Source organism: Luteibacter sp. NPDC104163 (assembly GCF_055584245.1).
Genome location: NZ_JBVJMK010000009.1, coordinates 141,353 through 166,517, shown reverse-complemented (window position 1 = coordinate 166,517; position 25,165 = coordinate 141,353). Strand labels below are relative to the sequence as shown.

General features: G+C 66.5%; 22 protein-coding genes. 16 read left to right on the top strand and 6 right to left on the bottom strand.

Annotation, left to right across the window (positions count from 1 at the left end; all coding sequences use genetic code 11):
- Window positions 1-68 precede the first annotated feature (68 nt).
- Entirely contained in the window at window positions 69-1,463 is a 1,395-nt protein-coding gene (locus tag ACZ6YI_RS13300; RefSeq protein ID WP_465779080.1) for a sugar porter family MFS transporter, read from the top strand.
- Here the strand turns inward: ACZ6YI_RS13300 and norR are convergent.
- Window positions 1,460-3,007 carry a nitric oxide reductase transcriptional regulator NorR gene (gene norR / locus ACZ6YI_RS13295; RefSeq protein ID WP_465779079.1) on the bottom strand — a complete coding sequence of 516 codons (1,548 nt, stop codon included), beginning with the start codon at window positions 3,005-3,007 and terminating at the stop codon, window positions 1,460-1,462. The two genes, ACZ6YI_RS13300 and norR, sit on opposite strands and share 4 nt — an antisense overlap.
- A gap of 153 nt (window positions 3,008-3,160) precedes the next feature.
- On the opposite strand from norR, the gene hmpA reads away from it, so the two are divergent.
- The 7 genes from hmpA (at window position 3,161) to ACZ6YI_RS13260 (ending at window position 8,869) form a co-directional block, all read left to right on the top strand.
- Entirely contained in the window at window positions 3,161-4,342 is a 1,182-nt protein-coding gene (gene hmpA, locus ACZ6YI_RS13290) for an NO-inducible flavohemoprotein (protein WP_465779078.1), read from the top strand.
- Between the two features lie 80 nt (window positions 4,343-4,422).
- Window positions 4,423-5,058: a TMEM175 family protein gene (locus ACZ6YI_RS13285; RefSeq protein WP_465779077.1), complete on the top strand. Its 636-nt coding sequence runs from the start codon at window positions 4,423-4,425 to the stop codon at window positions 5,056-5,058.
- A gap of 361 nt (window positions 5,059-5,419) precedes the next feature.
- A complete protein-coding gene (locus ACZ6YI_RS13280; protein ID WP_465779076.1) occupies window positions 5,420-5,824 on the top strand; it encodes a fimbrial protein in 405 nt (134 codons plus the stop codon).
- A 199-nt stretch (window positions 5,825-6,023) separates the two neighbouring features.
- Window positions 6,024-6,287 (top strand): hypothetical protein, encoded by a 264-nt coding sequence (locus tag ACZ6YI_RS13275; protein ID WP_465779075.1) that lies wholly within the window; start codon window positions 6,024-6,026, stop codon window positions 6,285-6,287.
- Between the two features lie 26 nt (window positions 6,288-6,313).
- Window positions 6,314-7,288, top strand: coding sequence for a fimbrial protein (locus ACZ6YI_RS13270; protein WP_465779074.1), 975 nt, complete (start codon window positions 6,314-6,316; stop codon window positions 7,286-7,288).
- Between the two features lie 47 nt (window positions 7,289-7,335).
- Window positions 7,336-7,881 (top strand): DUF2058 domain-containing protein, encoded by a 546-nt coding sequence (locus tag ACZ6YI_RS13265; RefSeq protein WP_440328290.1) that lies wholly within the window; start codon window positions 7,336-7,338, stop codon window positions 7,879-7,881.
- Window positions 7,826-8,869: an NAD-dependent epimerase/dehydratase family protein gene (locus tag ACZ6YI_RS13260; protein ID WP_465779073.1), complete on the top strand. Its 1,044-nt coding sequence runs from the start codon at window positions 7,826-7,828 to the stop codon at window positions 8,867-8,869. The genes ACZ6YI_RS13265 and ACZ6YI_RS13260 overlap by 56 nt, the downstream gene beginning before the upstream one ends.
- Before the next feature lie 78 nt (window positions 8,870-8,947).
- Here the strand turns inward: ACZ6YI_RS13260 and ACZ6YI_RS13255 are convergent, their stop codons facing one another.
- Window positions 8,948-10,300 carry an MFS transporter gene (locus tag ACZ6YI_RS13255; RefSeq protein WP_465779072.1) on the bottom strand — a complete coding sequence of 451 codons (1,353 nt, stop codon included), beginning with the start codon at window positions 10,298-10,300 and terminating at the stop codon, window positions 8,948-8,950.
- A 138-nt stretch (window positions 10,301-10,438) separates the two neighbouring features.
- Between ACZ6YI_RS13255 and cyoA the strand changes: the two genes are divergently transcribed.
- Genes cyoA through ACZ6YI_RS13225 form a run of 6 tightly spaced genes read left to right on the top strand, consistent with a single transcriptional unit; the run spans window position 10,439 to window position 16,320 of the window.
- Window positions 10,439-11,515 (top strand): ubiquinol oxidase subunit II, encoded by a 1,077-nt coding sequence (gene cyoA, locus ACZ6YI_RS13250; protein WP_465779071.1) that lies wholly within the window; start codon window positions 10,439-10,441, stop codon window positions 11,513-11,515.
- A gap of 38 nt (window positions 11,516-11,553) precedes the next feature.
- Window positions 11,554-13,554 (top strand): cytochrome o ubiquinol oxidase subunit I, encoded by a 2,001-nt coding sequence (cyoB, locus tag ACZ6YI_RS13245; protein ID WP_465779070.1) that lies wholly within the window; start codon window positions 11,554-11,556, stop codon window positions 13,552-13,554.
- A 1-nt stretch (window position 13,555) separates the two neighbouring features.
- On the top strand, window positions 13,556-14,182 hold the full coding sequence (cyoC, locus tag ACZ6YI_RS13240) for a cytochrome o ubiquinol oxidase subunit III (protein ID WP_465779094.1): 627 nt from the start codon (window positions 13,556-13,558) through the stop codon (window positions 14,180-14,182).
- Window positions 14,179-14,583, top strand: a complete 405-nt coding sequence (cyoD, locus tag ACZ6YI_RS13235) for a cytochrome o ubiquinol oxidase subunit IV (protein WP_247331163.1) — start codon at window positions 14,179-14,181, stop codon at window positions 14,581-14,583. The genes cyoC and cyoD overlap by 4 nt, the downstream gene beginning before the upstream one ends.
- Complete coding sequence (locus ACZ6YI_RS13230) at window positions 14,580-15,353, top strand: SURF1 family protein (protein ID WP_465779069.1); 774 nt, start codon at window positions 14,580-14,582, stop codon at window positions 15,351-15,353. The genes cyoD and ACZ6YI_RS13230 overlap by 4 nt, the downstream gene beginning before the upstream one ends.
- 43 nt (window positions 15,354-15,396) lie before the next feature.
- The gene (locus ACZ6YI_RS13225; protein WP_465779068.1) at window positions 15,397-16,320 is read left to right on the top strand and encodes a DUF535 family protein; all 924 of its coding nucleotides are present in this window, start codon (window positions 15,397-15,399) and stop codon (window positions 16,318-16,320) included.
- On the opposite strand, the gene ACZ6YI_RS13220 is transcribed toward ACZ6YI_RS13225, so the two are convergent.
- The 3 genes from ACZ6YI_RS13220 to ACZ6YI_RS13210 are packed head-to-tail and all read right to left on the bottom strand — an operon-like array spanning window position 16,308 to window position 20,387.
- Window positions 16,308-18,779, bottom strand: coding sequence for a TonB-dependent siderophore receptor (locus ACZ6YI_RS13220; protein ID WP_465779067.1), 2,472 nt, complete (start codon window positions 18,777-18,779; stop codon window positions 16,308-16,310). The genes ACZ6YI_RS13225 and ACZ6YI_RS13220 overlap by 13 nt on opposite strands.
- A 28-nt stretch (window positions 18,780-18,807) precedes the next feature.
- On the bottom strand, window positions 18,808-19,827 hold the full coding sequence (locus ACZ6YI_RS13215; RefSeq protein WP_465779066.1) for a FecR family protein: 1,020 nt from the start codon (window positions 19,825-19,827) through the stop codon (window positions 18,808-18,810).
- Window positions 19,824-20,387 (bottom strand): RNA polymerase sigma factor, encoded by a 564-nt coding sequence (locus ACZ6YI_RS13210; RefSeq protein ID WP_465779065.1) that lies wholly within the window; start codon window positions 20,385-20,387, stop codon window positions 19,824-19,826. Before ACZ6YI_RS13210 ends, ACZ6YI_RS13215 begins: the two co-directional genes overlap by 4 nt.
- Before the next feature lie 291 nt (window positions 20,388-20,678).
- Here ACZ6YI_RS13210 and ACZ6YI_RS13205 point away from each other — a divergent pair, with 291 nt between their 5' ends.
- Window positions 20,679-22,358, top strand: coding sequence for an ArnT family glycosyltransferase (locus ACZ6YI_RS13205; protein WP_465779064.1), 1,680 nt, complete (start codon window positions 20,679-20,681; stop codon window positions 22,356-22,358).
- 134 nt (window positions 22,359-22,492) lie between these two features.
- On the opposite strand, the gene ACZ6YI_RS13200 is transcribed toward ACZ6YI_RS13205, so the two are convergent.
- Window positions 22,493-23,119, bottom strand: coding sequence for a YrbL family protein (locus tag ACZ6YI_RS13200; RefSeq protein ID WP_465779063.1), 627 nt, complete (start codon window positions 23,117-23,119; stop codon window positions 22,493-22,495).
- Window positions 23,120-23,250: 131 nt separating this feature from the next.
- On the opposite strand from ACZ6YI_RS13200, the gene ACZ6YI_RS13195 reads away from it, so the two are divergent.
- Window positions 23,251-25,161 carry an LTA synthase family protein gene (locus ACZ6YI_RS13195; protein ID WP_465779062.1) on the top strand — a complete coding sequence of 637 codons (1,911 nt, stop codon included), beginning with the start codon at window positions 23,251-23,253 and terminating at the stop codon, window positions 25,159-25,161.
- The last annotated feature ends 4 nt before the right edge of the window (window positions 25,162-25,165 follow it).

The following is a 25,165-nucleotide window of genomic DNA, read 5'->3' as shown; positions in this document are numbered from 1 at the left end:
GGTGACAGGGTGAATACACGGCGCGGCATCCAATCACCTGATCTTCTCCTTATGTCGCAGGTTCCCTCATGGATGTCGCCGTCGAACAACAACTCAAAGCCGCCCATCCCAAGGCAGCCATCGTCACCACCTGTATCCTCGCCGCCCTGGCCGGCCTCATGTTCGGCCTGGATATCGGCGTGATCTCCGGGGCACAGCAGTTCATCCAGAAGGATTTCGGTGCCACCGACCGCACCATCGAATGGGTGGTGAGCAGCATGACCCTCGGCGCCGCCGCCGGCGCGCTCGGTGCGGGCTGGATGTCGGCGACCCTCGGCCGCAAGCGCTCGCTGATGCTGGGCGCGGTGCTGTTCATCGCGGGCTCCCTGTTCTGCGCCATGGCGTGGAATCCCGCCAGCCTGGTGGCGGCCCGCGTCGTACTGGGCCTGGCCATCGGCGTCGCTACGTTCACCGCACCGCTGTATCTCGCGGAAGTCGCTCCCGAGCGGATCCGTGGCGCGATGATCTCCACCTACCAGCTGATGATCACCACCGGGATCCTGCTGGCGTTCCTTTCCGATACGGCGTTCAGCAGCACGGGCAACTGGCGCTGGATGCTTGGGATCATCGCCATCCCGGGTGCCTTGTTCATGGTCGGCCTGTTCTTCCTGCCGGATAGCCCGCGCTGGCTGCTACTGCGTGGCCGCAAGCAGGATGCGCAGGTGGTGCTCGCGAAGCTGCGCGGTGACGAGCGCATCGTCGAGAAAGAAATTGCGGACATCGAAGAGCAGCTGAAGACCAAGCAGCACGGCTGGAGCATGTTCCGCGAGAACCCCAATTTCCGCCGCTCCGTGGGTCTCGGCATGCTGCTCCAGGCCATGCAGCAGTTCACGGGCATGAACGTGGTGATGTACTACGCACCGCGCATCTTCAAGGAGATGGGCTACGACACGCAGGCGCAGATGTGGTTCACGGCCGCGGTGGGCCTGACCAACGTGCTCGCCACGCTGATCGCCTTCGGCCTGGTCGATCGCCTCGGCCGCAAGCCGATCCTGTATGTCGGCTTCGCGATGATGGCGGTGGGCCTCGGTGTGGTCGGCACCATGATGGGGCTGGGTATCCATGGTCGCGGCGAGCAGCTGTTCACCGTCGGCATGCTGCTGTTCTTCATCGTCGGCTTCGCCATGTCGGCCGGCCCGCTGATCTGGACGTTGTGCTCGGAGGTGCAGCCGCTCAAAGGCCGCGACTTCGGCATCGCCGCCTCTACATTTACGAACTGGGGCACCAACTTCATCGTCGGCGTTTCGTTCCTCAGCCTGATGGCGGGCATCGGCAACGCGCAGACGTTCTGGCTCTATGCCGCACTCAATGCCGTCTTCATCGTGCTGACCTTCCTGCTGGTGCCGGAGACGAAGGGCGTGACGCTGGAGCAGATCGAACGCAACCTGATGAGCGGCAAGTCGCTGCGGAACATCGGCCGCTAAGCCAGGCCCAGGCGCGCGGCCGACCGCCGCAGGTTGGCCCGGTCCATGCCCAGTTCGCGCGCGGCGGCGGCCCAGTTGCCACCGCCGCGCGCCAGGGCTTCCTCGATGCGCTGGCGCTCGTAGAGGTCCAGCGCGGCGCGCAAGGGCAGCGCATCGGCTTCCCGCTTCGGCGCGGCCGCTGCATGTGCCACGGCCGTCGTGGGTGCCGCGAGATCCAGGTCGTCGCCTTCGATCACCAGCACCGCACCCTTGCCGGTACGCGCCAGGCCTTTCAGGCAGGCGCGCCCCAGCGTGTGTTCAAGCTCGCGCACATTGCCGGGCCACGACCAGCCGAGCAGCAGCGCCTGTGCCTCGTTCGAAAGGCGGATACCAGCCAGTCCGAGCCGTGCGCGGTTCTCGTCCAGGAAGCCGCCCGCCAATAGCAGCACGTCATTGCCACGCTCGCGCAAGGCAGGCACGGCGAGCGGATACACACTGAGCCGGTGGTAGAAATCCGCACGGCAACGGCCAGCGCGCACTTCGTCAGCGAGATCGCGGTTGCTCGCGGCGATGATCCGGACATCCACGCGGTGCTCGCGGTCCGAGCCCACCCGCTGCAACTGCCCGCTCTGCATGACGCGGAGCAGGGCCGCCTGCGCGCCGAGCGAGAGGTCCGCGACCTCGTCGAGGAACAGGGTGCCGTGATCCGCGAGTTCGAACTTGCCGCGCCGGTCGGCAGTGGCGCCGGAGAAGGCGCCGCGCACATGGCCGAACAGCTCGCTCTCGAGCAGTTGCTCCGGCAGCGCGGCGCAGTTCACCGCGATGAGCGGACGATCGGCGCGTGCCGACGCCGCGTGGATCGCCTGCGCCACGAGTTCCTTGCCCGTGCCCGTCTCGCCGCGGATCAGCACGGTGAGATCGCTGTGCGCCACCGTGGCGATGTCGTCGGTGAGCCGCTGGAACGCAGGGCTCAGGCCCGTGAGCCGGCGTACCGGCGCCTGGTTCGCAGCGAGCCGGAATCCCTCCGCACGTGAGTGCTCTCGCTCGGCGGCGCGCTCCAGCCCGCGCATGCGGTCCGCAGCGGCGACGGTGGCGCCGGCCAGGCTGGCGAAGGCGCGCACGGCCTCCAGGTCCGCGTCGCCGAAGCGGCCGGCTTCCAGCGCATCCAGCGTGACCAGGCCCCACGGCTTGCCATCCACGCTCAGGGGACAACCCATGCAGTCGTGGACATCGAGATGCGGCTCGCCGGTGACCAGGCCGTCATAGGGATCGGGCAGCGGGCTATCCGAGGGGAACAGCGTGGGCTCGTCCCGGGCCAGCAAGGCGCCGAAGCGCGGATGGTCCTCGACGGGAAAGCGCCGGCCGAGCGTATCGAGGCTAAGCCCGTCGACCGCCAGCGGTACCAGCTCGCCCCCTTCGAGGCGCAGCAACGCGCTGGCGTCGCAGGGCACCAGGCGGCGCAGCGCCTCCAGCAGGCGGCGGAAGCGTTCGGCTTCCGGCAGGTCGCGCGAGAGGTCGTCGACCAGCGGCAGGAGCGCGGTGAGGACGGGATCGGCGGTGGTCATTCTGACTCCATCGCGGGTCGGATCGACCCGGGCGTGATGAGGTCATTATGACCCTGCGTGGCACTAACGTATTGATCAAAAAGGTCGCAGGCCGCTGGCACGGGACGTGGATAAGGAGGTGCATCCCCAACGACTGCACGAAAAGGTCCCACCATGCTCTCCAGCGAACACAAGGCCATCATCCGCGCGACCGTGCCCCTCCTCGAAGCCGGCGGCGAGGCGCTCACCACGCACTTCTACGGGATCCTGATCGGCGAGAACCCCGAGGTGCGCCCGTACTTCAACCAGGCCAACCAGCTCACCGGCGACCAACCGCGCGCGCTCGCGAACGGCGTGCTCATGTATGCGAAGCACATCGACCAGCTCGAGGCGCTCGGCGACATGGTCAACATGATCGTCAACAAGCATGTCTCGTTGCGCATCCGCCGCGAGCATTACCCGATCGTCGGGCGTTGCCTGCTCCGCGCCATCCGCGAAGTGCTGGGCGCCGAGGTCGCGACCGATGCCGTGATCGAGGCCTGGGCCGCGGCCTACGGCCAGCTCGCGGACATCCTGGCGGGTGCGGAAGCGTCGATCTACGACGCACAGGCCGAGGCGCCGGGTGGCTGGCGCGACGGCCGCGCGTTCCGGCTCATCGAAAAGACCCCGGAGAGCGACGAGATCACCTCGTTCCGCTTCGCGCCGGTCGACGGCGGCGCCGTCTATGCGCACACGCCCGGCCAGTACATCGGCCTGCGCGTGCTGGTGGATGGCGAGGACGTGCGTCGCAACTACTCACTTTCCGCAGCGCCGGACGGCAAGACGTACCGCATCAGCGTGAAGCGTCACCCGGGTGGCACCGTTTCGAACTTCCTGCATGACCGCCTGCACGCGGGCGACACCCTCGAGCTCTTCCCGCCCGCCGGGCACTTCACCCTGGAAGAGAGCGAGCGCGAGATCGTGCTGATCAGCGGCGGCGTGGGCATTACCCCGACGCTGGCGATGCTGGAGCAGGCGCTTGCGACCCAGCGCCCGATCCATTTCATCCACGCCGCGCGCCATGGTGGCGTGCACGCGTTTCGTGACGCGATCGATGCCCTGGCCGCCGAGCACCCCCATCTAAAGCGCTACTACTGCTACGAGGCCCCGCGCGAGGGCGACCCGGAGCCGCACGCTACAGGGTTCCTCGACCGCGACCTGCTGGCCGCGTGGCTCCCGGGTGCCGACGCCATGGACGCGTACTTCCTCGGGCCCAAGCCGTTCATGAAGAGCGTACGCAACGCCCTGCGCGACCTGGGCGTGCCCGATGCCCGCGCGAAATACGAGTTCTTCGGGCCGGCGGCCTCGCTCGACTGACCGTGGCGCCTTGCCGGTGGTTGCCTCCGCACCACCGGCAAGGCGATGATCGGCCCTCACGTTACGGTGGGGGACCGGGCATGTCGCATGGGCAGGAGCAGCAACTCGAACGGCTGACGTTCTTTTCGGACGCAGTATTCGCCATCGCGATCACGCTGCTCGTCATCGAGATCCACGTGCCGGATCCGGAAGGTCGCGGTGACGCGGCATGGATGGAGGCACTCGGGCACCTCGTGCCGCATTTCCTGGGCTTCGTCCTCAGCTTCGTCGTGGTGGGTGCCCTGTGGGCGGCCCATCACCGCGTCTTCGGCATGCTCGAGCGTTTCGACCCGGCCATCGTATGGCGCAACCTCGCACTGCTGATGTCGGTTGCCTTCATGCCGTTCTCATCGGCGCTCATGAGTACGCACCCGACGGAACGCATTCCCGAGATGTTCTATTCGCTCAACCTGTTCATCGCAGGCCTGCTGCAATGGCGCCTGTTCCGGACGGCGCTGCGCGCGCCCTATGTGCGCGCTGACGTCGCCGATGCCGATATCGCCGCGATGCGCCGGCGGACGATGGCGTTGCCGCTGATGTCGACGCTTTCCTTTGCGCTTGCGTTCTGGATCCCGGGGCCAAGCAACCTGCCGCTCGTCCTGATGCCGATCGTCGTGGCGTGGTTCGCGCGCGGTGGTTTCCGTCGGCGTGCAACATCGACCGCTTCGACCGGTTGAGAATTTTCTGCGTCCGCGCAAGTTCCCGTCTTGCCGGTATCCCGCATAAAAAGTCAGATTTTTGAGGAAACTTCCATATCCCCGTGTAGGGGTAATCCGACAAACTTTCTTCAGCGCTCGCGTAGACGGGCCCGGCTGCGTGTCGCGCGGGGTGACCCGTGTCACCCCAGGCCGACGGCCCATGGTGGGCCGTTGACTACGGACTTCTAAAGAAAGGTTGATTGGATGAACCTCAAGGTAATTTCTTCCGCCCTGCTCATCGCAGGCCTGGCTTCCCCCGCGGCGTTCGCTGCAGACGGCACGATTACGTTCACCGGTTCGATCACGTCGGTGACGTGTGAGATCGACGGTAACGGCACCGGTGGCCCGGACTTCCTGGTCGACCTCGGCGGCGTCAATGCTGGACGTTTCGAGAAGATCGGACGTTCCGTCGAGGGTGGGCTTCCGCATCGTGGTCGGCGGCAACGCCGAATGCACCGATGGCACGAAGGTTTACGCCAACTTCGAGCCAGGCGCACTGGTCGATCCGGCGACCGGCCTGGTCAAGATCACGCCTGAAGCAGGTGCTGCGCAGGGCGTGATGATCCGTCTGTTCAACGAGGAAAACGAGCTCATCGACATCGGCACGAACCAGAAGTGGGTGAAGAAGACCGTGGTGGACAACAAGGCCACGATCATCCATTCGGCGGGCTATGAGCGCACCGGCACCGTGACCGCAGGTTCGGCCAACGGCAAGGTGACCTACACCATCCGTTACGAGGCGTAACCGCCTCCTTCGGCCGCCGGGACACCGGCGGCCGTCTTCCAGGATTTCTCATGAACCGAATGCTTCGCGCCCTGCGGGCGTGTACGGGCGTCTTTGCGCTCGCGTTGGCGGTGCCGGGCAGCGCGAGTGTCGTCATGAACGCAACGCGCTACGTGTATCGTTCCATATCGGCGTGGCGGACTGCAAGGATCCGAAGGGGATGATTGCCCGTTTCGTCTTCGGCCAGGGCAGTGATGGCTATGGCCCGCAGAAGGACCTGTTCTCGCTTAGTGGGCCCATCAACGTCGGCCTGGAGCTGGGCAACCGCGATAAGCAGAACATCAAGCCCGGCGAAGCGATCGAGTTACCTGCGCTGGCTACTGGCGAACGTTTTGACTTCTTCGCACGCATGCGCGAAGCCAACGGCACCGTACAGGCGGGCCGGTTCACGCGTCCGGTGAAGGTGGACGTCGAATTTCATTGATTGATGAGTTGATTCAGGGAGCTTGGATGAACGTACGCGCACGCTATGCCCTGCTTGCCGGTGGGGTCCTCAGCCTCGTGTGGTCACTGCCCGCGGCGGCCGGTTGCCATTTGCTTAACCACGCGAATTTCCAGATCAGCCAATCCGCGTTCCTCGAGGTCAGCCGCGAGATCCCGCCCGGTGAAGTCGTCCGCAAGGGGACGGTCGCGGGCGAAGGCGTCGAACTGCTGAGATGCGATGCAGGGACGCCGCGATTCCGGGGGATGTATGCCTCGGAGGGTGGCGAGGATTTCCGGGTCCTTAAGGTCGGTGGCACGAAGTCGGGCCTCGGCGTGCGTTTGCGTTTCATCGAGCAGGACGGTGCCGTGGAGCGCAACTTCCCGTTCGACATTCCGCACAACACCGGTGCGGACCAGGTCATTCGCGGCGATGGCGATGCGCTTTACTACGAGATCTTCCGCACCGCCGATGATGTCCAGTTCGGGATGGTGGATACCGGCCCCGTGGCGTACACGGATGTCGAGGACGGAAGCGGTGGTTTCGTCCGCTTTCGCTCCATGATGATCTACGAACTGACGCTGACACGGCCTGCTTGCTCGATTGCTGAGGATGACCTCAGGCAACGTGTCGAGCTGCCGCCTTACTCGACCGCCCACTTCGATCCGATCGACCGGGCGACCCCATGGACGGCGTTCCACCTGCGCGTGGCGCGCTGCAGCGACCCCGATGGGCTGTTTGCGAACATCACCTTCGGTGTTCCCGGCGATGCCATGCCCGGTCATCCGGCGTGGTTTTCGCTGCCCCAGGGCGGGCCCGAGCATGTGGCCCTCGAAATCGGCGATGCCGCACATGCCACCGTTCGCCCGGGCGAACCGTTGGCACTACCCGCACTGGGCACGGGCGAGCGTTACGACTTCGCCGTGCGCCTGAGGGAAGCCGGTGGCCCGGCCGGCGCCGGGACCTTCGAGCGCGGCGTGCGGGTGGACGTCGAATACCGCTGACGGCGCTATGATCAGGGGTCTTTCCCGCTTCATCGTGGTACGCCGCCATGCGCAACCCCCTCCAGGAACAGCTCCTCAAGGCCGGCCTTGTCAAAAAGGACAAGGCCGCCAAGATCGTCCGCGACCAGGCCAAGCAGCGCCAGGGCAAGGCGCCCGCCGCGCCTGCCGAAGAAAAGATCGACGCCCGCCAGCTCCAGGCCGAGCGGGCCGAGCGTGATCGTGCGCTGGCCGCCGAGCGCAATGCCGAGGCGAAGGCCAAGGAAATTCGTGCGCAGGTGCGGCAGATCGTCGAGGTCATGAAGGTAAAGCGCGACGGCGATGTGCCGTATCGCTTCAACGATGGCGAAAAGATCACCAGCATCCTCGTCAGTGACGCCCAGCGCGCCCAGCTCGCGGCGGGCACGCTGGCCATCGCCCGCCACGGCGAGGGCTTCGAACTGATCCCGCGCCTGGCGGCCGACAAGATCCATGCCCGCGCGCCGGACCTGATCGCGCTGGACCACGGCCGCAAGGAAGGCGACCCGCTGCCGCCGGACGATGACGACGACGATTTCTACAAGCAGTTCGTCGTTCCCGACGACCTGGTGTGGTGACGCGATGATCCTGGTCACCGGTAGCGCGGGTCACCTCGGCGAGGCGCTGGTCCGCCAGCTCCGGGCGGAGGGCCGCGACGTTCGCGGGATCGACATCAAGCCGTCGGCCCATACCGATCTCGTCGGGTCGATCGCCGACGAAGCGTTCGTAAGCGACGCCATGGCCGGCGTCACCGGCGTGATCCACAGCGCCACGCTGCACAAGCCGCACGTGGCCACGCATAGCAAGCGGCAGTTCGTCGATACGAACGTGGCCGGCACGGTCGCGCTACTCGAGGCGGCGGTGGCCCATGGGGTGAAGGCGTTCGTCTTCACCAGCACCACCAGCGCGTTCGGGGCCGCCCTGTCGCCGGCCCTGGGCCAGCCCGCCGCCTGGATCGACGAGGACGTCGCGCCAATCCCGAAGAACATCTACGGCGCGACCAAGATCGCCGCCGAAGGCATGTGCGAACTGGTGGCCCGCAAGGATGGCCTGCCGGTGCTGGTGCTGCGAACGTCGCGCTTCTTCCCGGAAGACGATGACAACGCCGGCGTTCGTGCCGAGTACAGCACGCAGAACATGCAGGCGAACGAACTGCTCTACCGCCGCGCCGACATCGAAGACATCGTCGGGGCCCACCTTCTGGCGCTGGAGCAGGCGCCCAGCCGGCAGTTCGGCCGCTACGTGATCTCAGCCCCACCGCCGTTCACCCGCGAGGACGCCGCGATGCTGCGCGCCGGCGCGCCATCGGTAGTGCGCCGGCTGTTCCCCGACGTGGACCGGCTGTACGCCGAACGAGACTGGAAGCTGCTGCCTTCCCTGGATCGGGTCTACGACAGCCGCCGGGCGGTCGATGAACTGGGCTGGCGGCCAAAACGCGATTTCGCCTTCGTGCTCGACTGCCTGCGCCGCGGCGAGGAATTCCGCAGCCCCATGGCCCTGGCCATCGGCGCCAAGGGCTACCACGACGAGGTGTTCGAACACGGACCGTACCCCGTGGCGCCCTAAGGGCGTCGCGTTAACGTCCACGCCGTTCGCCCACAAAAAAGGCCCCCGCAATGTGCGGGGGCCTTTTCATTCAGCAGGTTACGCCGCCGGCTTCGGCCGCGGCGCCTCCAGCGACTTATTGATGCGCAGGGCCAGCAGGGTGCAGAGCACGCCCGAGAGCAGGTAGGCGCTGACGGCCACGAGGCCGAAGCGCTGCGACAGGCCCAGGGCGACCAGTGGGGCGAACGCCGCGCCGATCAGCCAGGCGAAGTCCGTGGTCAGGGCCGCGCCGGTATAGCGGAAGCGCTTCTCGAAGTTGGCCGTGACGGTACCGGCCGCCTGACCGTACGAGAGGCCAAGCAGGGCGAAGCCCACCACCAGGAACGTATCCTGGGCGAAGCGGCCGCCATTGAGCAGGAACGGGGTCGCCACCGCGAACAGGCCGATCAGGATGGCCATGGTGCCCAGCGTATTGCGCCGGCCGACCTTGTCGGCGATGACGCCCGAGGCGACGGTGGCCAGCACCGCGACCAGCGCGCCAATGATCTGCACGGTCAATACGTTATTGATGCTCTGCGAATGGTTGATCGCGATCCAGCTGAGCGGGAACACGGTCACCAGGTGGAACAGGGCATAGCTGGCCAGGGCGGCGAAGGCGCCGATGAACAGGTTGTAGCCCTGGGCGTGGATCAGGTCGATCGTGCCGATCGGCTCGAGCACCCACTCCTCCATGGCCTGGGTGTACTCCTCGGTGACGACCAGGCGCAGGCGGGCAAACAGGGCAACCACGTTGATGGCGAAGGCCACGAAGAACGGGTAGCGCCAGCCCCAGTCCATGAAATCCTCATGGGAGAGCTGGGTATTGAGGAAGAGGAACAGCGAGCCGGCGATCAGGAAGCCGACCGGGGCGCCCAGCTGGCCGAGCATGGCGAACCAGCCGCGGCGGTTCTTCGGGGCGTTGAGCGCCAGCAGGGAGGGCAGGCCATCCCAGGAGCCGCCCAGCGCAATGCCCTGCAAGAACCGAAGCAGGCCGAGGATGAAGATGACGGTGTAGCCGTGGCTGTGGTTCGCCGGGAGGAAGGCAATGCAGACCGTCGACGTGCCCAGCAGGAACAGCGAGGCCGTCAGCTTGGTGCTCCTGCCGAAATTCCTCTGGATCGCCATGAAAAGCGTGGTACCGAAGGGGCGGGCGATGAAGGCGAACGAGAAGATCGTGAAGGCCAGCAGGATCCCGTCGACCTGGCTCAGGAAGGGAAAGAAGACCGTCGGGAAGACCAGCACCGAGGCGAGGCCATAGGTGAAAAAGTCAAAGTATTCAGAGGCCCGGCCGATCACCACGCCCACGGCGATCTCGTTGGGCGCCACGGCCGCGTGGCTTGCCTGGTGCTGGCGCCGGACATCGCGCTCGGCGACCTCAGCGGCGTTGTGAGGGGCGTGTGAAATGCTCGACATCGACAACTCCCTTCCTAGTGCTTTGGGTACAGCATACCCCCGGCGGGGGCACATGGCTTGGATCCCATGGGACAAAGTGTCCTATGGTCCTGACGTGAATTTCGGCGTATTTTTTCGGGTCCCCACGGTAGCTCCCACATGCGAATGTCCATGAAGATGTTGCGCGGATTGCTGATCCCCGCCCTGGCCCTGCTTTTGTCAGGCTGCGACGCCGTTCTTTTCTCCCCTTCCGGCGATATCGCCCGGCAGCAGCGGGACCTGATCTTCATCTCCGTGGTGCTGATGTTGATCATCATCGTCCCGGTCATCTTCCTCATCCTGCTGTTCGCATGGAAGTACCGCGCCGGTAGCAAGGCGGCCGAGAAGGATTACGACCCGGACTGGAACCACTCCACGGTGCTGGAGCTGGTGGTCTGGTCGGCCCCCCTGATGATCATCATCGCCCTGGGCGCGATCACCTGGACCAGCACCCACAAGCTGGACCCGTACCGTCCGCTCGATGAGATCGGCCAGGGCCGCCCGGTCGCCGCCGGCGTCAAGCCGCTGGTGGTCGAGGTCGTGGCGCTGGACTGGAAGTGGCTGTTCCTCTACCCGGAGCAGGGCATCGCCACGGTCAACGAGATGGCCGCCCCGGTCGACCGCCCGATCGAATTCCACATCACGGCCTCCAACGTGATGAATGCCTTCTTCGTCCCCAGCCTGGCCGGCATGATCTACGCCATGCCGGGCATGGAGACCAAGCTCAACGCCGTGATGAACAAGACCGGCGACTTCGAGGGTATCTCGGCGAACTACAGCGGCGCCGGCTTCTCGGACATGCGCTTCCGCTTCCACAGCCTGCCGCAGGGTGAGTTCGACGCATGGGTGGCCAAGGCCAAGGCCAGCGGCGGTTCGCTCGAGCGCGACGACTACCTGAAGCTGGAACAGCCCAGCGAGCGCGAGCCGGTCCATTACTACGGCACGGTGGCGGAAGGCCTGTACCAGCGCATCCTCAACCGTTGCGTCGAGGCCAACCGCATGTGCACCGGCGACATGATGGCGCTGGACAAGGCCGGCGGGCAGGGCATCGTAGGCACGTACAACGTGACCTCGCTGGATGCCGCCACCCGCACGCGCCTTGGCCTGAAAGACGACGACCGCCGCTACGTGGGCGCCCTGTGCGCTGCCCGCGGCGCCGGTGGTGAAGCCATGACGCCCGCCGGACGCCCGCTCTAAGCGGCCGCCCCCCAAGAATTACGCTTGCCGAGTCCGGTATGAAAACGCCTGATCTAGTCCAACTGATCTTCGGACGCCTCACCCTCGAGGCGATCCCCTACCACGAGCCCATCCTGCTCGCCACGTTCGCTGGCGTGCTGGTGGGTGGCATCGCCCTGCTGGCGGTGATCACCAAGTACAAGCTGTGGGGCTACCTCTGGAAAGAGTGGTTCACCAGCATCGATCACAAGAAGATCGGCATCATGTACATGGTGCTCGGCATCGTCATGCTGCTGCGTGGCTTCGCCGATGCGCTGATGATGCGTGCCCAGCAGGCCATCGCCTTCAACGGCAACCCCGGCTTCCTGCCGCCGCACCACTACGACCAGATCTTCACCGCCCACGGCGTGATCATGATCTTCTTCGTGGCGATGCCGCTGGTGACGGGCCTGATGAACTACGTGGTGCCGCTGCAGATCGGCGCGCGCGACGTGGCGTTCCCGTTCCTCAACAACTTCAGCTTCTGGATGACGGTATCCGGCGCGCTGCTGGTGATGGCCTCGCTGTTCGTGGGTGAGTTCGCCCGCACCGGCTGGCTGGCCTACCCGCCGCTCTCCGGCCTGGCGCAGAGCCCCGATGTCGGTGTCGACTACTACATATGGTCACTACAGGTGGCCGGTGTGGGAACCACCCTGTCGGGCATCAACCTGATCGCGACCATCGTGAAGATGCGCGCGCCGGGCATGACCATGATGAAGATGCCCGTCTTCACCTGGACCTCGCTCTGCACCAACGTGCTGATCGTCGCCGCCTTCCCGGTCCTGACGGCCGTGCTGGTGCTGCTGGCGCTCGACCGCTACGCAGGCACCAACTTCTTCACGAACGACTTTGGCGGCAACGCCATGATGTACGTGAACCTGATCTGGATCTGGGGCCACCCCGAGGTCTACATCCTGGTGCTGCCGGTGTTCGGCGTGTTCTCGGAAGTGGTCTCCACCTTCAGCCAGAAGCGCCTGTTCGGCTACGCCTCCATGGTGTACGCCACGGTCGTGATCACCGTGCTGTCGTACCTGGTGTGGCTGCACCACTTCTTCACCATGGGGTCCGGCGCGAGCGTCAACTCGTTCTTCGGCATCACCACGATGATCATCTCGATCCCGACGGGCGCGAAGATCTTCAACTGGCTGTTCACGATGTACCGTGGCCGCATCCAGTTCGACGTGCCGATGCTGTGGACCGTGGGCTTCATGGTCACCTTCGTCATCGGTGGCATGACCGGCGTGATGCTGGCGGTGCCCCCGGCCGACTTCCTGCTGCACAACAGCCTGTTCCTGATCGCGCATTTCCATAACGTGATCATCGGCGGCGTCATCTTCGGCCTGTTCGCCGGCATCAACTACTGGTTCCCGAAGGCCTTCGGCTTCCGCCTGGATCCGTTCTGGGGCAAGTGCTCGTTCTGGTTCTGGCTGGTCGGCTTCTATGTCGCCTTCATGCCGCTGTACGTGCTGGGCTTCATGGGCGTCACCCGCCGCATGAACCACTTCGAGGATCCGTCGCTGCAGATCTGGTTCCAGATCGCCGCGCTCGGCGCCGTGCTGATCGCCCTGGGCATCGGCTCGTTCCTCGTGCAGATCTTCGTCAGCATCAAGAACAAGGAAAAGCTGCGCGACGTCACCGGCGACCCGTGGCATGGCCGCACGCTGGAGTGGGCGACCTCTTCGCCGCCGCCGGAATACAACTTCGCGTTCACCCCGATCATCCACGAGGCGGATGCCTGGTGGGACATGAAGGAGCGCAACCACACCCGTCGCACGGAAGGCTACCTGCCGATCCACATGCCGAAGAACACGGCCGCCGGCTTCATCATCGCCGCGTTCGCCTTCGTGTTCGGCTTCGCGATGATCTGGCACATGTTCCTGATCGCCGGCCTGTCGTTCCTCGGCATCCTGGTGAGCGCGATCACGCACACGTTCAACTACAAGCGCGACTACTACATCCCCGCCGACGTGGTGGAGCGTACCGAGATCGCCCGTACGGAAGAGCTTGCCGCCCATGTCTGATATGCACGCTACCCCGTCCGCGGCCGTCGCGGAGACCCAGACCGAGTTCTGGATGACGAAGGACCACCATCCGGAGAACGGAACCCTGCTCGGGTTCTGGATCTACCTGATGAGTGACTGCCTCATCTTCGCCTGCCTGTTCGCCGTTTACGGCGTGCTGGGCCGCAGCTACGCCGGCGGCCCCTCGGGTGCGGACCTGTTCGAACTGCCGCTGGTGGCGCTCAACACCACCATGCTGCTGCTCTCTTCGATCACCTACGGCTTTGCCGTGCTGGAGATGCAGAAGAACCGCCGCGGCACGATGATGGCCTGGCTCATCATCACCGGCCTGTTCGGCCTGGCGTTCCTCGGCATCGAGCTGTACGAGTTCGCGCACCTGATCCATGAAGGCGCGGGCCCGCAGCGCAGCGCGTTCCTGTCGTCGTTCTTCACCCTGGTCGGCACCCACGGCCTGCACGTCACCTTCGGTATCGTGTGGCTGATCACGTTGCTGGTGCAGGTCGGCCGCTTCGGCCTGACCGCCGCGAACAAGCGCCGCATCATGTGCCTGTCCATGTTCTGGCACTTCCTCGACGTGGTCTGGATCGGTGTCTTCACCTTCGTTTACCTGATGGGAGTGCTGCCGTGAGCGCGCACGCTGAATCGCACGATCACCACGATCACGACCACCACGACGACGAAGTCGTCAGCCACAGCACCCTCGGCGGCTACCTGCTCGGGTTCTTCCTGGCGGTGGTGCTCACCGCCATCCCGTTCTGGCTGGTGATGGGCAAGGTCATCCCGGATACCCGCACCATCTCGGTGGTGCTCCTGGCCTTCGCCGCCATCCAGATCGTGGTGCACATGATCTACTTCCTGCACATGGATACGAAGTCGCAGGGTGGCTGGAACATGCTGGCGCTGATCTTCACGCTGGTACTTGTGGTCATCACCCTATCGGGTTCGATCTGGGTCATGTTCCATATGAACGCCAACATGATGCCGGGCATGTCGCACGACATGAGCCAGCAGGTGAAGAACCTGCCTTGAGCGCACCGGTCACCAAAAACCACGAGACGCCGCGCCCTCCGCGCGGCGTCTTCGTTCTGGGCCTGCTCGCGTTCTTCGGGGTGCTGCTGTTTGCCGCCTTCGTGGCACTCGGTACCTGGCAGGTGCACCGGCGTGCGTGGAAGCACGAGCTGATCGCGCGGGTCGACGCGCGCGTGCATGCGCCACCGGTGGATGCCCCGGGCCGTGGCCAGTGGCCGCAGGTGTCCGCGGAAGGCGATGAATACCGCAGCGTAAAGCTCGCCGGCACGTTCCTGCAGGACAAGAGCGTGCGCGTCCGCGCCAGCACGGAGCTTGGCCTGGGCTCGTGGCTGATGACGCCCTTGCGCCGCGATAACGGCGAGGTGGTGCTGGTGAACCGCGGGTTCGTGACCCCCGCGTGGTGCGGTGGCAAGGCCACGTGCCCCACCGGGCCGGTGGGCCATACCACCGTCACGGGCCTGCTCCGCATGAGCGAGCCCAAGGGCGCGTTCCTGCAGAAGAACGACCCGGCCGGTGGCCGCTGGTTCTCCCGTGATGTCCCGGCGATCCTGGCGTCGGCCGGGCTGGCGGACGCGGCGCCCTATTTCATCGACGCCGACGCCGCGTCGGCGCCGGGCCGCACGGATGGCAGCGATGCGCCGGTCGGGGGCCTGACGGTCATCGCGTTCCCGGACAACCACCTGCAGTACGCGTTGACCTGGTACGCCCTCGCGCTGCTGACCCTGGTCGGTGCGTGGGTGGTCTGGCGCGACCAGCGCAAGCGCCGCTAAGCGGGTACGTTTCAAATTTGGGTCCCCCGCACGTCTAGGGGTGATGCAGCCTCGTATCGCCCCCAGCCGCACGCTCCACGACTTGCCCCTCGGCTGGTCGCCACCCGCGACCCATCCGGGCGGCCTGCGCCTCATGCTGGAACATCTGCGCCGCCGCGCGGCGCAGCGCCACCGCTTTCCACCCACCGGTAACCGCGCCAGCCGCCTGTGGCGGACCCTGCGTGCGCTGCCGCGCCAGGCTGCCTGGTTGCGCCTGGTCGGGTCCTCGCGCGAGATGCGCGCCGCCGCGGAGCTGAATCCGGCGCTCTACGAGCGCTCGCAGCCGCATTACATCTCGCGTCGCTTCGACCTGGCTGACCGCGCCCGCCTGATCGAGGCCCACTATCGCTTCATCGCGCGGGCCTTCCCCGAACGCCTGCGCCTGCGCCTGCTCAAGGGGCAGGACGTACGGCTAGCGACGTTGCCGCTCGGTGGTGGCGAAGTGGCCTATGTGCACGCCCGCGCACCCGAGCACGCCCCATGCGGTGAGCTCGGCCTGTTCCTGTTGAACGGCGACAAGGAAGTGATCTCGTCGTGCGCCCTGACCTTTGCCGGGATCGAGGGCGTGCTGGTCGGGTCGATGCGTGGCTCGTGGGCCTACCTGGGTCGCGCGGCGATCGCGCGTTTCACCCGCGCCACGGGTGGCCTGCATCCGCGTGAACTCCTTCTTGCGCTGGTGCGTACGATCGCGGCCCACCACGGCTTCACGCGCATCCGCGGTGTGTCGGCGGCGAGCCATCCGCTGGACCGGCGTGAAGGGGTGACCCCGGCGGCGTACGACCGCTTCTGGCGTCGCCACGGCGGCGTCGCGGGCAACCACGGCTGCTATGACGTTCCGGTGCAGGGTTTGCCCACCGGCCGGCCCGCGCGCGACGCGTTCCGTCGCGAGGCGTGCGAGGTCGTGCTCAAGGCGTTTCAGAAATCGTAGGAGCCCGTGAGCAGCACGGTACGGCCCTGCCGGATCGGTACGAACGTGTCATCGAAGTTCACGGCGTACAGCGTGCGGGCGAAGAGGTTCTTCACCCCGAGGGTGACCCGCCAGTGTTCGCCATAGCGCGAGACGTTGGTCTCCACGCTCGCCTGGCCGGGAATGCCGAAGTACCTGCCTTCGCCACTGGTGCGGCCCAGGCTGCGGCTGCGGGCGAGGATACCCGCCGCCACGCCCCACGGTTGCACGGGCCCCTGGCCGAAGCGATAGCTCGCCCATACCGCGGCCTGGTGCTTCGGCGTACCGATGGGGCGCGTGTCATCCTGGTTGTGGATGCGCGCTTCCGTCAGGCTGGCAAGCACGTCGAAGCCGCGCGCGATGTTGCCGCTGAACTCGAGCTCGAGGCCGCGGTTGGTCTGGCCGGGACCGGGCGTCGCGAAGTAGGGCGGCTCGGGCGAGACCAGGTCGACGCTGTGGTCGACATGGATCCGGTAAAGCGCCGCGGTGAGCCGTGCCCGCTGGTCGAACAGATCGAACTTGCCGCCGAGTTCCACCTGCCGCGAGGTGACGGCGGGCAGCGGCTGGCCATCCTTGCCTAGCAACGGATCCGGCTGGAAACCCACGGCCGTGTCGGCATACAGCGCGACGGTCGGCGTGAGTTTGTAAACCACGCCAAGCTTCGGCACCCAGCGCGATTTGCGCTGGCGCCGCGGCAGGCCATCTTCCCAATGCGTGTCCAGCTGGTAGGTGGTCCGACGCACGGCGGCGAGGATGTTCCAACGCTCGCCGAGCGCGATCTGGTCCTGCAGGTAAAGCCCTGCGTTGGTCTGCCAGGAGCCGCCGAGGTTCTGCACCGTGGTCACGGGCGCCACGAGCGATCCGAACTTGCCCGACATGCGCGCACCCGTTTCCAGGTTGAACGCGATCGGCGTAGTCACGATCTGCGCGTTGCGATCGATGTCCGCCGATTCCAGCGTCTCGACCGTACTGCCGCCACCACTGTCGCCGGCATGCGTGCGCGCGACGTCGAAGCCGAGCAGGACGGTGTGCGTCGTTTCGCCGTGGCTGAAGGTGGTGCGCAGGTCGTTCTGCCAGGTCCAGTAGCTGCCCTGGTAGCGGAAGGTTCGCGACACCGGGAGCAGGAAGCCGCTATAGCCACCAGCCACGTATGACCAGTTCCGGCCATCGCTGCGCTGGCGCACGTACTGGCCCTGGCTGTGGAAGCTCCAGTCGTCGTTGAACGCGTGGTCGAACTCAAATACCGCGCGTGTCGTGCGATACGTTGAATGGTCATCCGGCGTGTCGGGCAGGTCGCGGTAAGGCGACGCCGTCGATAGCGAGGCGCCCAGCAGTACGGTGTGTTCGGGGCCCGGCACGCGGTTGTCGACGTATTCGAGGCCGCCCATGATGCGCGTGTCGGCACCCTGCCACGCCAGCGACGGCGCGAGGTACGTGCCGCGTCCGTTGCCATGGACCTGCGGTGTGCGTTCGCCCGCCTGGCCGGCGGCAACGAGACGGTAGGTCCACGCGCCATCGTCCGATGCCTTGCCGCCAAGATCGAGGCCGGCGCGCGCGCCGTCGTACTCACCCAGTGACCACGTGAGCGTGCGCACCGTCTGCACCTGCGGACGCTTCATCACGACATTGATGGAGCCACCGAAGTTGTTGTTCTGCGACGCGTCGCCGAGGATCGCTTCCGGGCCGCGCAGCACTTCCACGCGCTCGATACCGATCAGCGGCGGCAGATCATCGGTACGCGCGATGCCGTTGGGCATGCCGTCGGTCATCCCGTTGCCCGCATCGAAGCCGCGGATGAGGAACAGCGGCGAACCACCGTAGCCGTCGACGTACTGCACGCCTGCGACGTAACGGGCGACGTCGCCGATGCTCACGGCTTGTTGCGATGCGATCACCTCGCGCGTGACGACGCTGATCGACTGCGGCACGTCGGTGAGGTTGGTTTCGGTGCGCGTCGCCGTGCGCGACGTATCGGCCTTGAAACCATCATCGGCAAGGATGCCGCGGACATCCACGGTGGCCAGCGGCGTGACGCTATGCGGATCGAAGGCGATGTAGGGGTCGGCCGGCGCGGGCACGGCATTGCCTGCCTGCTGCCGCTGGCGGACCACCACCGTGTGCGAGTCGTAGGCCTCGCGCTCCAGGTCGGTGCCTTCGAGCAGTTCATCCAGCGCGGCGTCCGGGGTCAGGAAACCGCTGGCGCCCGCGGAACGCCAGTTGGCCACGGCGCCCGACGCGGTCAGCACCTGCACGTTAGCCTGCTTGCCCCAGGCGAGCAGGGCGGTGGCCATGGGCTGGGGGGCGATCGCGAACGGCAGCACGGAGCCCGCCTCACCGGCAGGCGATCCCTCCCCGGCGGCCGCCGGGCGGAGCGCCAGCAGCAACGCAAGCGCGAGCGCGCCGGTGGTTACGCGCCGGCGCCCGCGAAGGGTGTGCTGCAAGACCTGCGGCCCCAAGACTTCGGTTGGGTCAGCGCGGGTTTGGGCTCCGCGCCATGGATGTCTGTCGCTTCAGTTCGAGGTGGTCGGCATACGTATCCACGCGGACGGGGAAGACGCGCGGCAGGGCCGCCACCCAACTGTCGATGGTATCGACCTGGACCGTACCGGTAAACGTCAGGCGGGCCAGTGCCGGGTCATTCAGCCTGATGGGCCGGCCGCTGTAGCGGTTGACGTTGTCCAGCACGGACGCCAGCGGCTCGTTGACGAACTCGAGGCGATGCTCGCGCCACGCGGTCGCGGCGACGGGGTCGATATCCAGGATCCGCATGGCATTGGTCTCAGGATCAAACGAGACTTCGCGCCCCGCGCCCAGTTCGACCGTGCCGCCATCGCTGTTGTCCGCCGCCGGCGATACCCGCACGCGGCCTTCGGTGACCGCCACGGTGACGCGATCCCCGGTGCGCCGCACGTTGAACGCGGTACCCAGGTCGCGGATCCGTAGCGGGCCCGCCGTGACCACGAAGGGCCGCTCGGCGTGCGCCACCCGGAAAAAGGCTTCGCCCGCGTCCAGGTCGATGGCGCGGATATCGTGGCCATAGCGTGCCGTGATCGAGGTCGCGCCACCGAGTTCGATGCTGGAGCCATCCGGCAGGTCGATATCGCGGTGGCCCGCCCGTTCGCTGGCATAGACCTGCGGTGCGTCCGGCCCATGCCGGTAGGCAAGGAACAGCCCGCCGCCAAGGACCACGACGGCTGCCAGGCCGGCCGCGAGCGCCAGTAGGGTGCGCGGCGCGCGCCGCGGCGCTGCCATGGCCCGGGGCGCAAAGCGTGCCAGCAGGTCCGCGCGTTGGTCGCCCTTCAGGGCGGCGGCTTCCTCGGCCATGGCGCAGGCCCGATCGAACGCGGTCGCGTGGCGGGGGTCCGCTTCCAGCCAGGCCGTCCACTGGGCCAGGGCCTGGTCGGGCAGGGCGGGGTCGCGCAGGCGGGCCCACCATTCGGCAGCCGCGTGTTCGATCCGGTGTGCGGGGGCGAAAGTCGTGGTGCTCATCGAAGGGTCTCCGCACGGTCACGGCGGTCGCGGCAATGCGCCAGGGCATGGCCGACGTGGTAGCGCACCATGCGCTCGCTCAGGTTCATTTCTTTCGCGACGGAGGCGAAATCGCGGCCGTCGATCACATGCATCACGAAGGCCCGGCTGGTCTTGGGTGGCAGCTCGTCCAGCGCCTCGCGCATATCCCGCCACTGTTGCAGCGCCGCCGCGTGCTGTTCGGGCAGGGGCGTGACGTGCCAGTCATCGTGGTCCGGATCGACCGGCGCCGCGGCGCGCACGTTGCGCATACGCAGCCGATCGACGGCCAGGTTGGCCGCGGCACGGAAGAGGAACGCCCGGGGCGAGTCGATCTTCGTGGCTTCGTCCAGCGACAGCAGCTTCAGGTACACCTCCTGGGCGACTTCCTGGGCATCCGCCAGCGAGTTCAGCCGCGCACGGAGGAACGCGACCAGGGCCGCGTTGTGCTCACGGAAGAGGGCGACGACCTGGTCGGCCCGCCGTCCGCGTGGCGCGCCAGTCGCCTCGGTTGGGTCCATCGTTCGGGGTACCGCGTTCATGGGGGGTGTTCCACGTATAGGGTCGCACGGTGCGGAACCGGCATGCGTACGGGCAGGGACGCACACCGGTATCCGCACCGGCGAAACCCCTAGACGTCCCAGCTTCGAAAAATTGAAATGGGGACGGCAGCGGCCGGATTCGACCCGGCCGTGCCCCGAGGAGGCGCCCCGCCCGCAATGGGCCGTAAACAGGCGCCGTCGTCAAAAAGTGAGCTTCGTCTAAGGGTCCTGTAAGCCCTTCGACACACCCTGTCGGCTAGCATGACCGCCTCACTACGGGCCCCCTGTTGCATGCATTACACCGACGACCGCACATCGTGGCGGAACTTCGCCTGGTTCATGCTGATCGCACTGATCGTGCTTGCCGCAGGCATCGGCTTGCGCGATCCGTGGCCACCGGACGAACCGCGCTTCGCGCTGGTCGCGAAGCAGATGCTCGAATCCGGCCAGTGGTTGTTTCCCCATCGCGGCATGGAACTGTATTCGGACAAGCCGCCGATGCTGATGTGGACCGAGGCCGCATGGATGTGGCTCACCGGCGGCTGGCGCGGTGCGTTCCTGCTCACCTCGCTCTTTTCGGGCCTGGGCACACTCGCGCTTACCTGGCACCTCGGCCGGCGGCTGTGGGATGCGCGCACCGGCCTGTTCGCGGCAGGCATCGTGCTGATGAGCATGCCGTTCATCGATGTGGTGCGGCATGCGCAGATCGATCCGCTGAATCTCTTCTGGATCACGCTGGGCAACACCGGGATCCTGCTGCACTGCCTGCGTGGCCCGAACTGGCGCATGTACTGGCTGGGCTGCTTTGCCGCCGGCCTCGGCGTCATCACCAAGGGCGTGGGTGTCATCGCCCTGTTCATGCTCCTGCCCTACGTCATCTTGCGCATGCGTGGCTGGCAGGGCGTGCTGCGTACGCAGGGCGATGGCTGGCGGTGGGCGGCGGGTGCACTGGCGTTCCTGTTTGCTATCGCGCTGTGGCTCGTGCCGATGCTGGCGACAGCGTATGGGCACGGCGACGCGGAGTACCTTTCGTACGTCAACGACATCCTGTTCCGCCAGACCGCCGAGCGCTACGCCAACTCCTGGCAGCACGAGGAGGCGCCATGGTTTTTCCTGGTCGTGATCGCCAGCGGGTGGCTGCCCACGTGGTTGCTTATTCCCGCGGTGGCGCCGCGCTGGCGTGATGCGCTGCGCCTGCGCGAGCCGCGGGTGTGGGTCCCGCTGGCGTGGTGCCTGCTGGTCCTTGTGTTCTTCTCGATCCCGCGCGGCAAGCGCGAGATCTACATCCTGCCGATGTTGCCGATGCTGGCGATCGCCATGGCGCCGCATGTGGTTGAACTGGCGAAAACACGCTGGCTGCCGCGGATCGCATTCTGGCTCACCGTGGCCGCGGGCATCGTGTTCACGGCCGCGGGCGTGTGGGCGCTGGAGGCGGCTCCGAAGGTCGCGCGGCGTCTCGCGAAAGGCTACGAGCTGGCCGGCCACGGCGAAGCGTTGTGGATCTGGGTGGTCGTGGTGGGTGTCGGCTTTTTCGTGGCCGCGGCCGTGTTCCGGCCCCGACGCGGGATCGGTGCGTTGCTATGCGGGATGGCGCTGGGCTGGGTGATCTGGCCACTCGGCACCTATCCCTTGCTCAACATGAACCAGTCGGCTCGTGCGGTGATGGCCGTGGCGGACGATGCGATCGGTCCCGATGGGCAGCTCGGCCTGGTGGCCTGGCGCGAAGAAAACCTGCTACAGGCGCGTCGCCCCGTCGCGGAGTTCGGATTTTCCCGCGCCGCCGCCGAGCAGCTCGCGGATGCGCGCGCCTGGCAGGCGGCGGATCCCGCGCACCGGTTCATCTTCGCCAACGACGATGCGCTGGATAGCTGCGTCGTGAAGGAAAACGTACGCCCGCTCGGCACCGCCAACCGCGTGGATTTCGTCCTGCTCCCCCCCAACGCGACAAAGCAAGGCTGCAAGCCCCTGTAGGAGCGCGCTTGCGCGCGACATCTTTCGCCTCAACGCAGCAGGTCCTGCAGCTCTCCCGCGAACGGCGTCGCGCGCAAGCGCGCTCCTACAGGGTGACGGCTTCAGGCCGTGCGGTTCAGTAGGCGGTGACGGCTTCAGCCGGTGCGGCTTGGTGCCTCGGCGATCGTTCGCTTCAGCATGCGCTCGTATTTTTTCTTCGTGCGGGCGGCGTTGTGCGAGCGGCTCATCGACTGGTGCGGGAGGATGTTCTTCTCGCCGAAGCCATCGATCATGACGAGGCGCGGGCCACCCCGCGAATCCTCGCCATACACCACGTTCCAGGCGTGCAGGTCGGCCGCGATGGTGTTGTGGCTGAGCAGGCGCGCGTAGAACGCCTCCATCTCGGCACGGGTGTGCTCGGTGAACCCTTCGGCCTTCACCCAGTCGTGCAGCGTGGGCGCGAGACGGCCATCCGGCGTGCGGACCTTTTCGACGACCTGGCCCAGGCCGATGTCGGTCATGATCAGGCCGACCACGCGAGCGACGGGCGATGTCTCATAGCCGCCCACGTATACGCTGGTCACGTATTCGCGGAACTCACGGACGAAATCCTTGTAAGGGCCGCTGCGGGCCAGCCGGCGGTACCAGGGGGCCTGGTTCCAGCGGGCTTCGATCGAGGCGTGGGATATCACCTTCACGAGGAGGTTTTCGTCGTCCGGGTGCTGGTACACCTCGCGGACGTGGCCGGTGGCGATGGGCGTGGCGTCGGCCAGTCTGAACATCGTGGATCCTCATGGGCGGGCCCCGGGGGCTCGCCGGAAGTTGCAGGTAAGGCGCACAGTGTAAAGTGCCCGGGCAGTAACATGCCTGTCACCGCGCGGCGGTAAAGCCGCGCCCAGCCCGGATCCTCCTCGTGCGCAAGCTTATCTGGCGTTTCGCCGCCGCTGTCCTCGTCTTCCTGACCCTCGCCCGCCTGGCCTTCTCCGCCTGGCAATGGACGCGCGTCCATGACGCGGGCGGCCTGTGGCCGGTACTGCTGGGTGGCTGGCGTATCGACCTTTCCCTGCTGGCCATGGTCATCGCGGTGCCGGCGCTGCTGGCGCCCTGGCTGGGGCACCGGGCGTGGCCCACGCGTCTCACCGCCTGGTGGCTGCGCCTGTGGTGGCTGCTCTACGTGCTGCTGGAGGTCTCCACCCCGCAGTTCCTCATCGAATACGACACGCGCCCGAACCGCCTGTACTTCGAATACCTCACCAGCCCGCACGAAGTGGCCGCGATGCTGTGGAACGGCTACAAGCTCTCGGTAGGCGTGGGCCTGATCGTGTTCGCCCTGCTGGGCTGGATCGGCTTCAAACTGCTGCCGACGCGCCGGCCGGATGCGCGCGCCGTGCGTGGCTGGCTGCGGCCGGTGGCGACGGTGCTGGTCTTCTGCGTGCTGTTCCTGGCCGGGCGCGGCACGCTGCAGCACCGCCCGCTCAATGCCTCGCAGGTCGCGTTCACCAACGATGCCATGGTGAACACGCTGCCGCTCAATTCGCTCTACAACGTGCTCAACGCGGCCATGGCGCTCGGTAACGAGCGCTCCGCCTCCGCCGTCTACGGCAAGATGCCCGATGGCGAAATGAACGACATCGTGCGCACGACCGCAGGCTTCACCGGCGCACCGATCGAGCCGGATTACCCGTCACTGCATAAACAGACGGCCACGCGCCAGGATGGCAAGCCGCTCAACCTGGTGATCATCCTCGAGGAAAGCCTGGGCGCGCAGTTCGTCGGCAGCCTGGGCGGCGCGGGCTATACGCCGGAGCTCGACAAGCTTGCGAACGAGGGCTGGTGGCTCGAGCGCACCTACGCCACCGGTACGCGCAGCGCGCGTGGACTGGAAGCGGTGACGACGGGCTTCCTGCCCACGCCGGCGGAAGCCGTGCTCAAGCTGCCGCGCAGCCAGCGCGATTTCTTCACGCTCGGCGCGCTGCTCGATACGTTCGGCTACCACACCCGTTTCCTTTACGGTGGTGAAGCGCATTTCGACAACATGCGTTCGTTCTTCTTCGGCAACGGCTTCAACGAAGTCGTCGACCGCGCCAGCTTCAAGACGAAGCCCGCCTTCGTCGGCTCGTGGGGCGCCTCCGATGAAGACATGTTCAACGAACTGCACCAGCGCCTGCTCGATGATGGTGACAAGCCGACCCTGACCGTGGCGTTCTCGGTCTCCAACCACACGCCGTGGGAATACCCGGCCGGGCGGATCACGCCCGAGGGCGAACCGGCGAGCAATGCCAATGCCGTGCGCTACGCGGACTGGTCGATCGGGCAGTTCTTCGCGAAGGCGAAGGCGTCGCCTTACTGGGACCACACCGTGTTCCTGATCGTGGCCGACCACGATGCGCGCGTCTTCGGTGCCAGCCTCGTACCCGTGCGCCACTTCCACATCCCTGCGCTGATCCTGGGCGCGGGCGTGCCGGTGAAGAAGGACGAGCACATCGTGAGCCAGATCGACCTCGCGCCCACCTTGCTCTCGCTGATCGGCATCAGCAGTGAACACCCGATGCTCGGCGCCGACCTCACCCAGCGCTATCCCGACCGCGCGATCATGCAGTACGGCGACAACTACGGTTACCTCAACGGCGACACCCTGCTGGTGCTGCGTCCGAACCAGCCCGCGACGCAGTACCACTACGGCGTGCAGGGCGAGAAGCTCGACCCGCAGGTGGTGGATCCCCAGCTGGAGAAGCTGGCCCTGGCCCACGCCCTGTGGCCGAGCTGGGCCTACAGCCACCAGCGTTACCGGTTGCCGCCGAAGAAGGGCGACGAGGCGCACTGACACG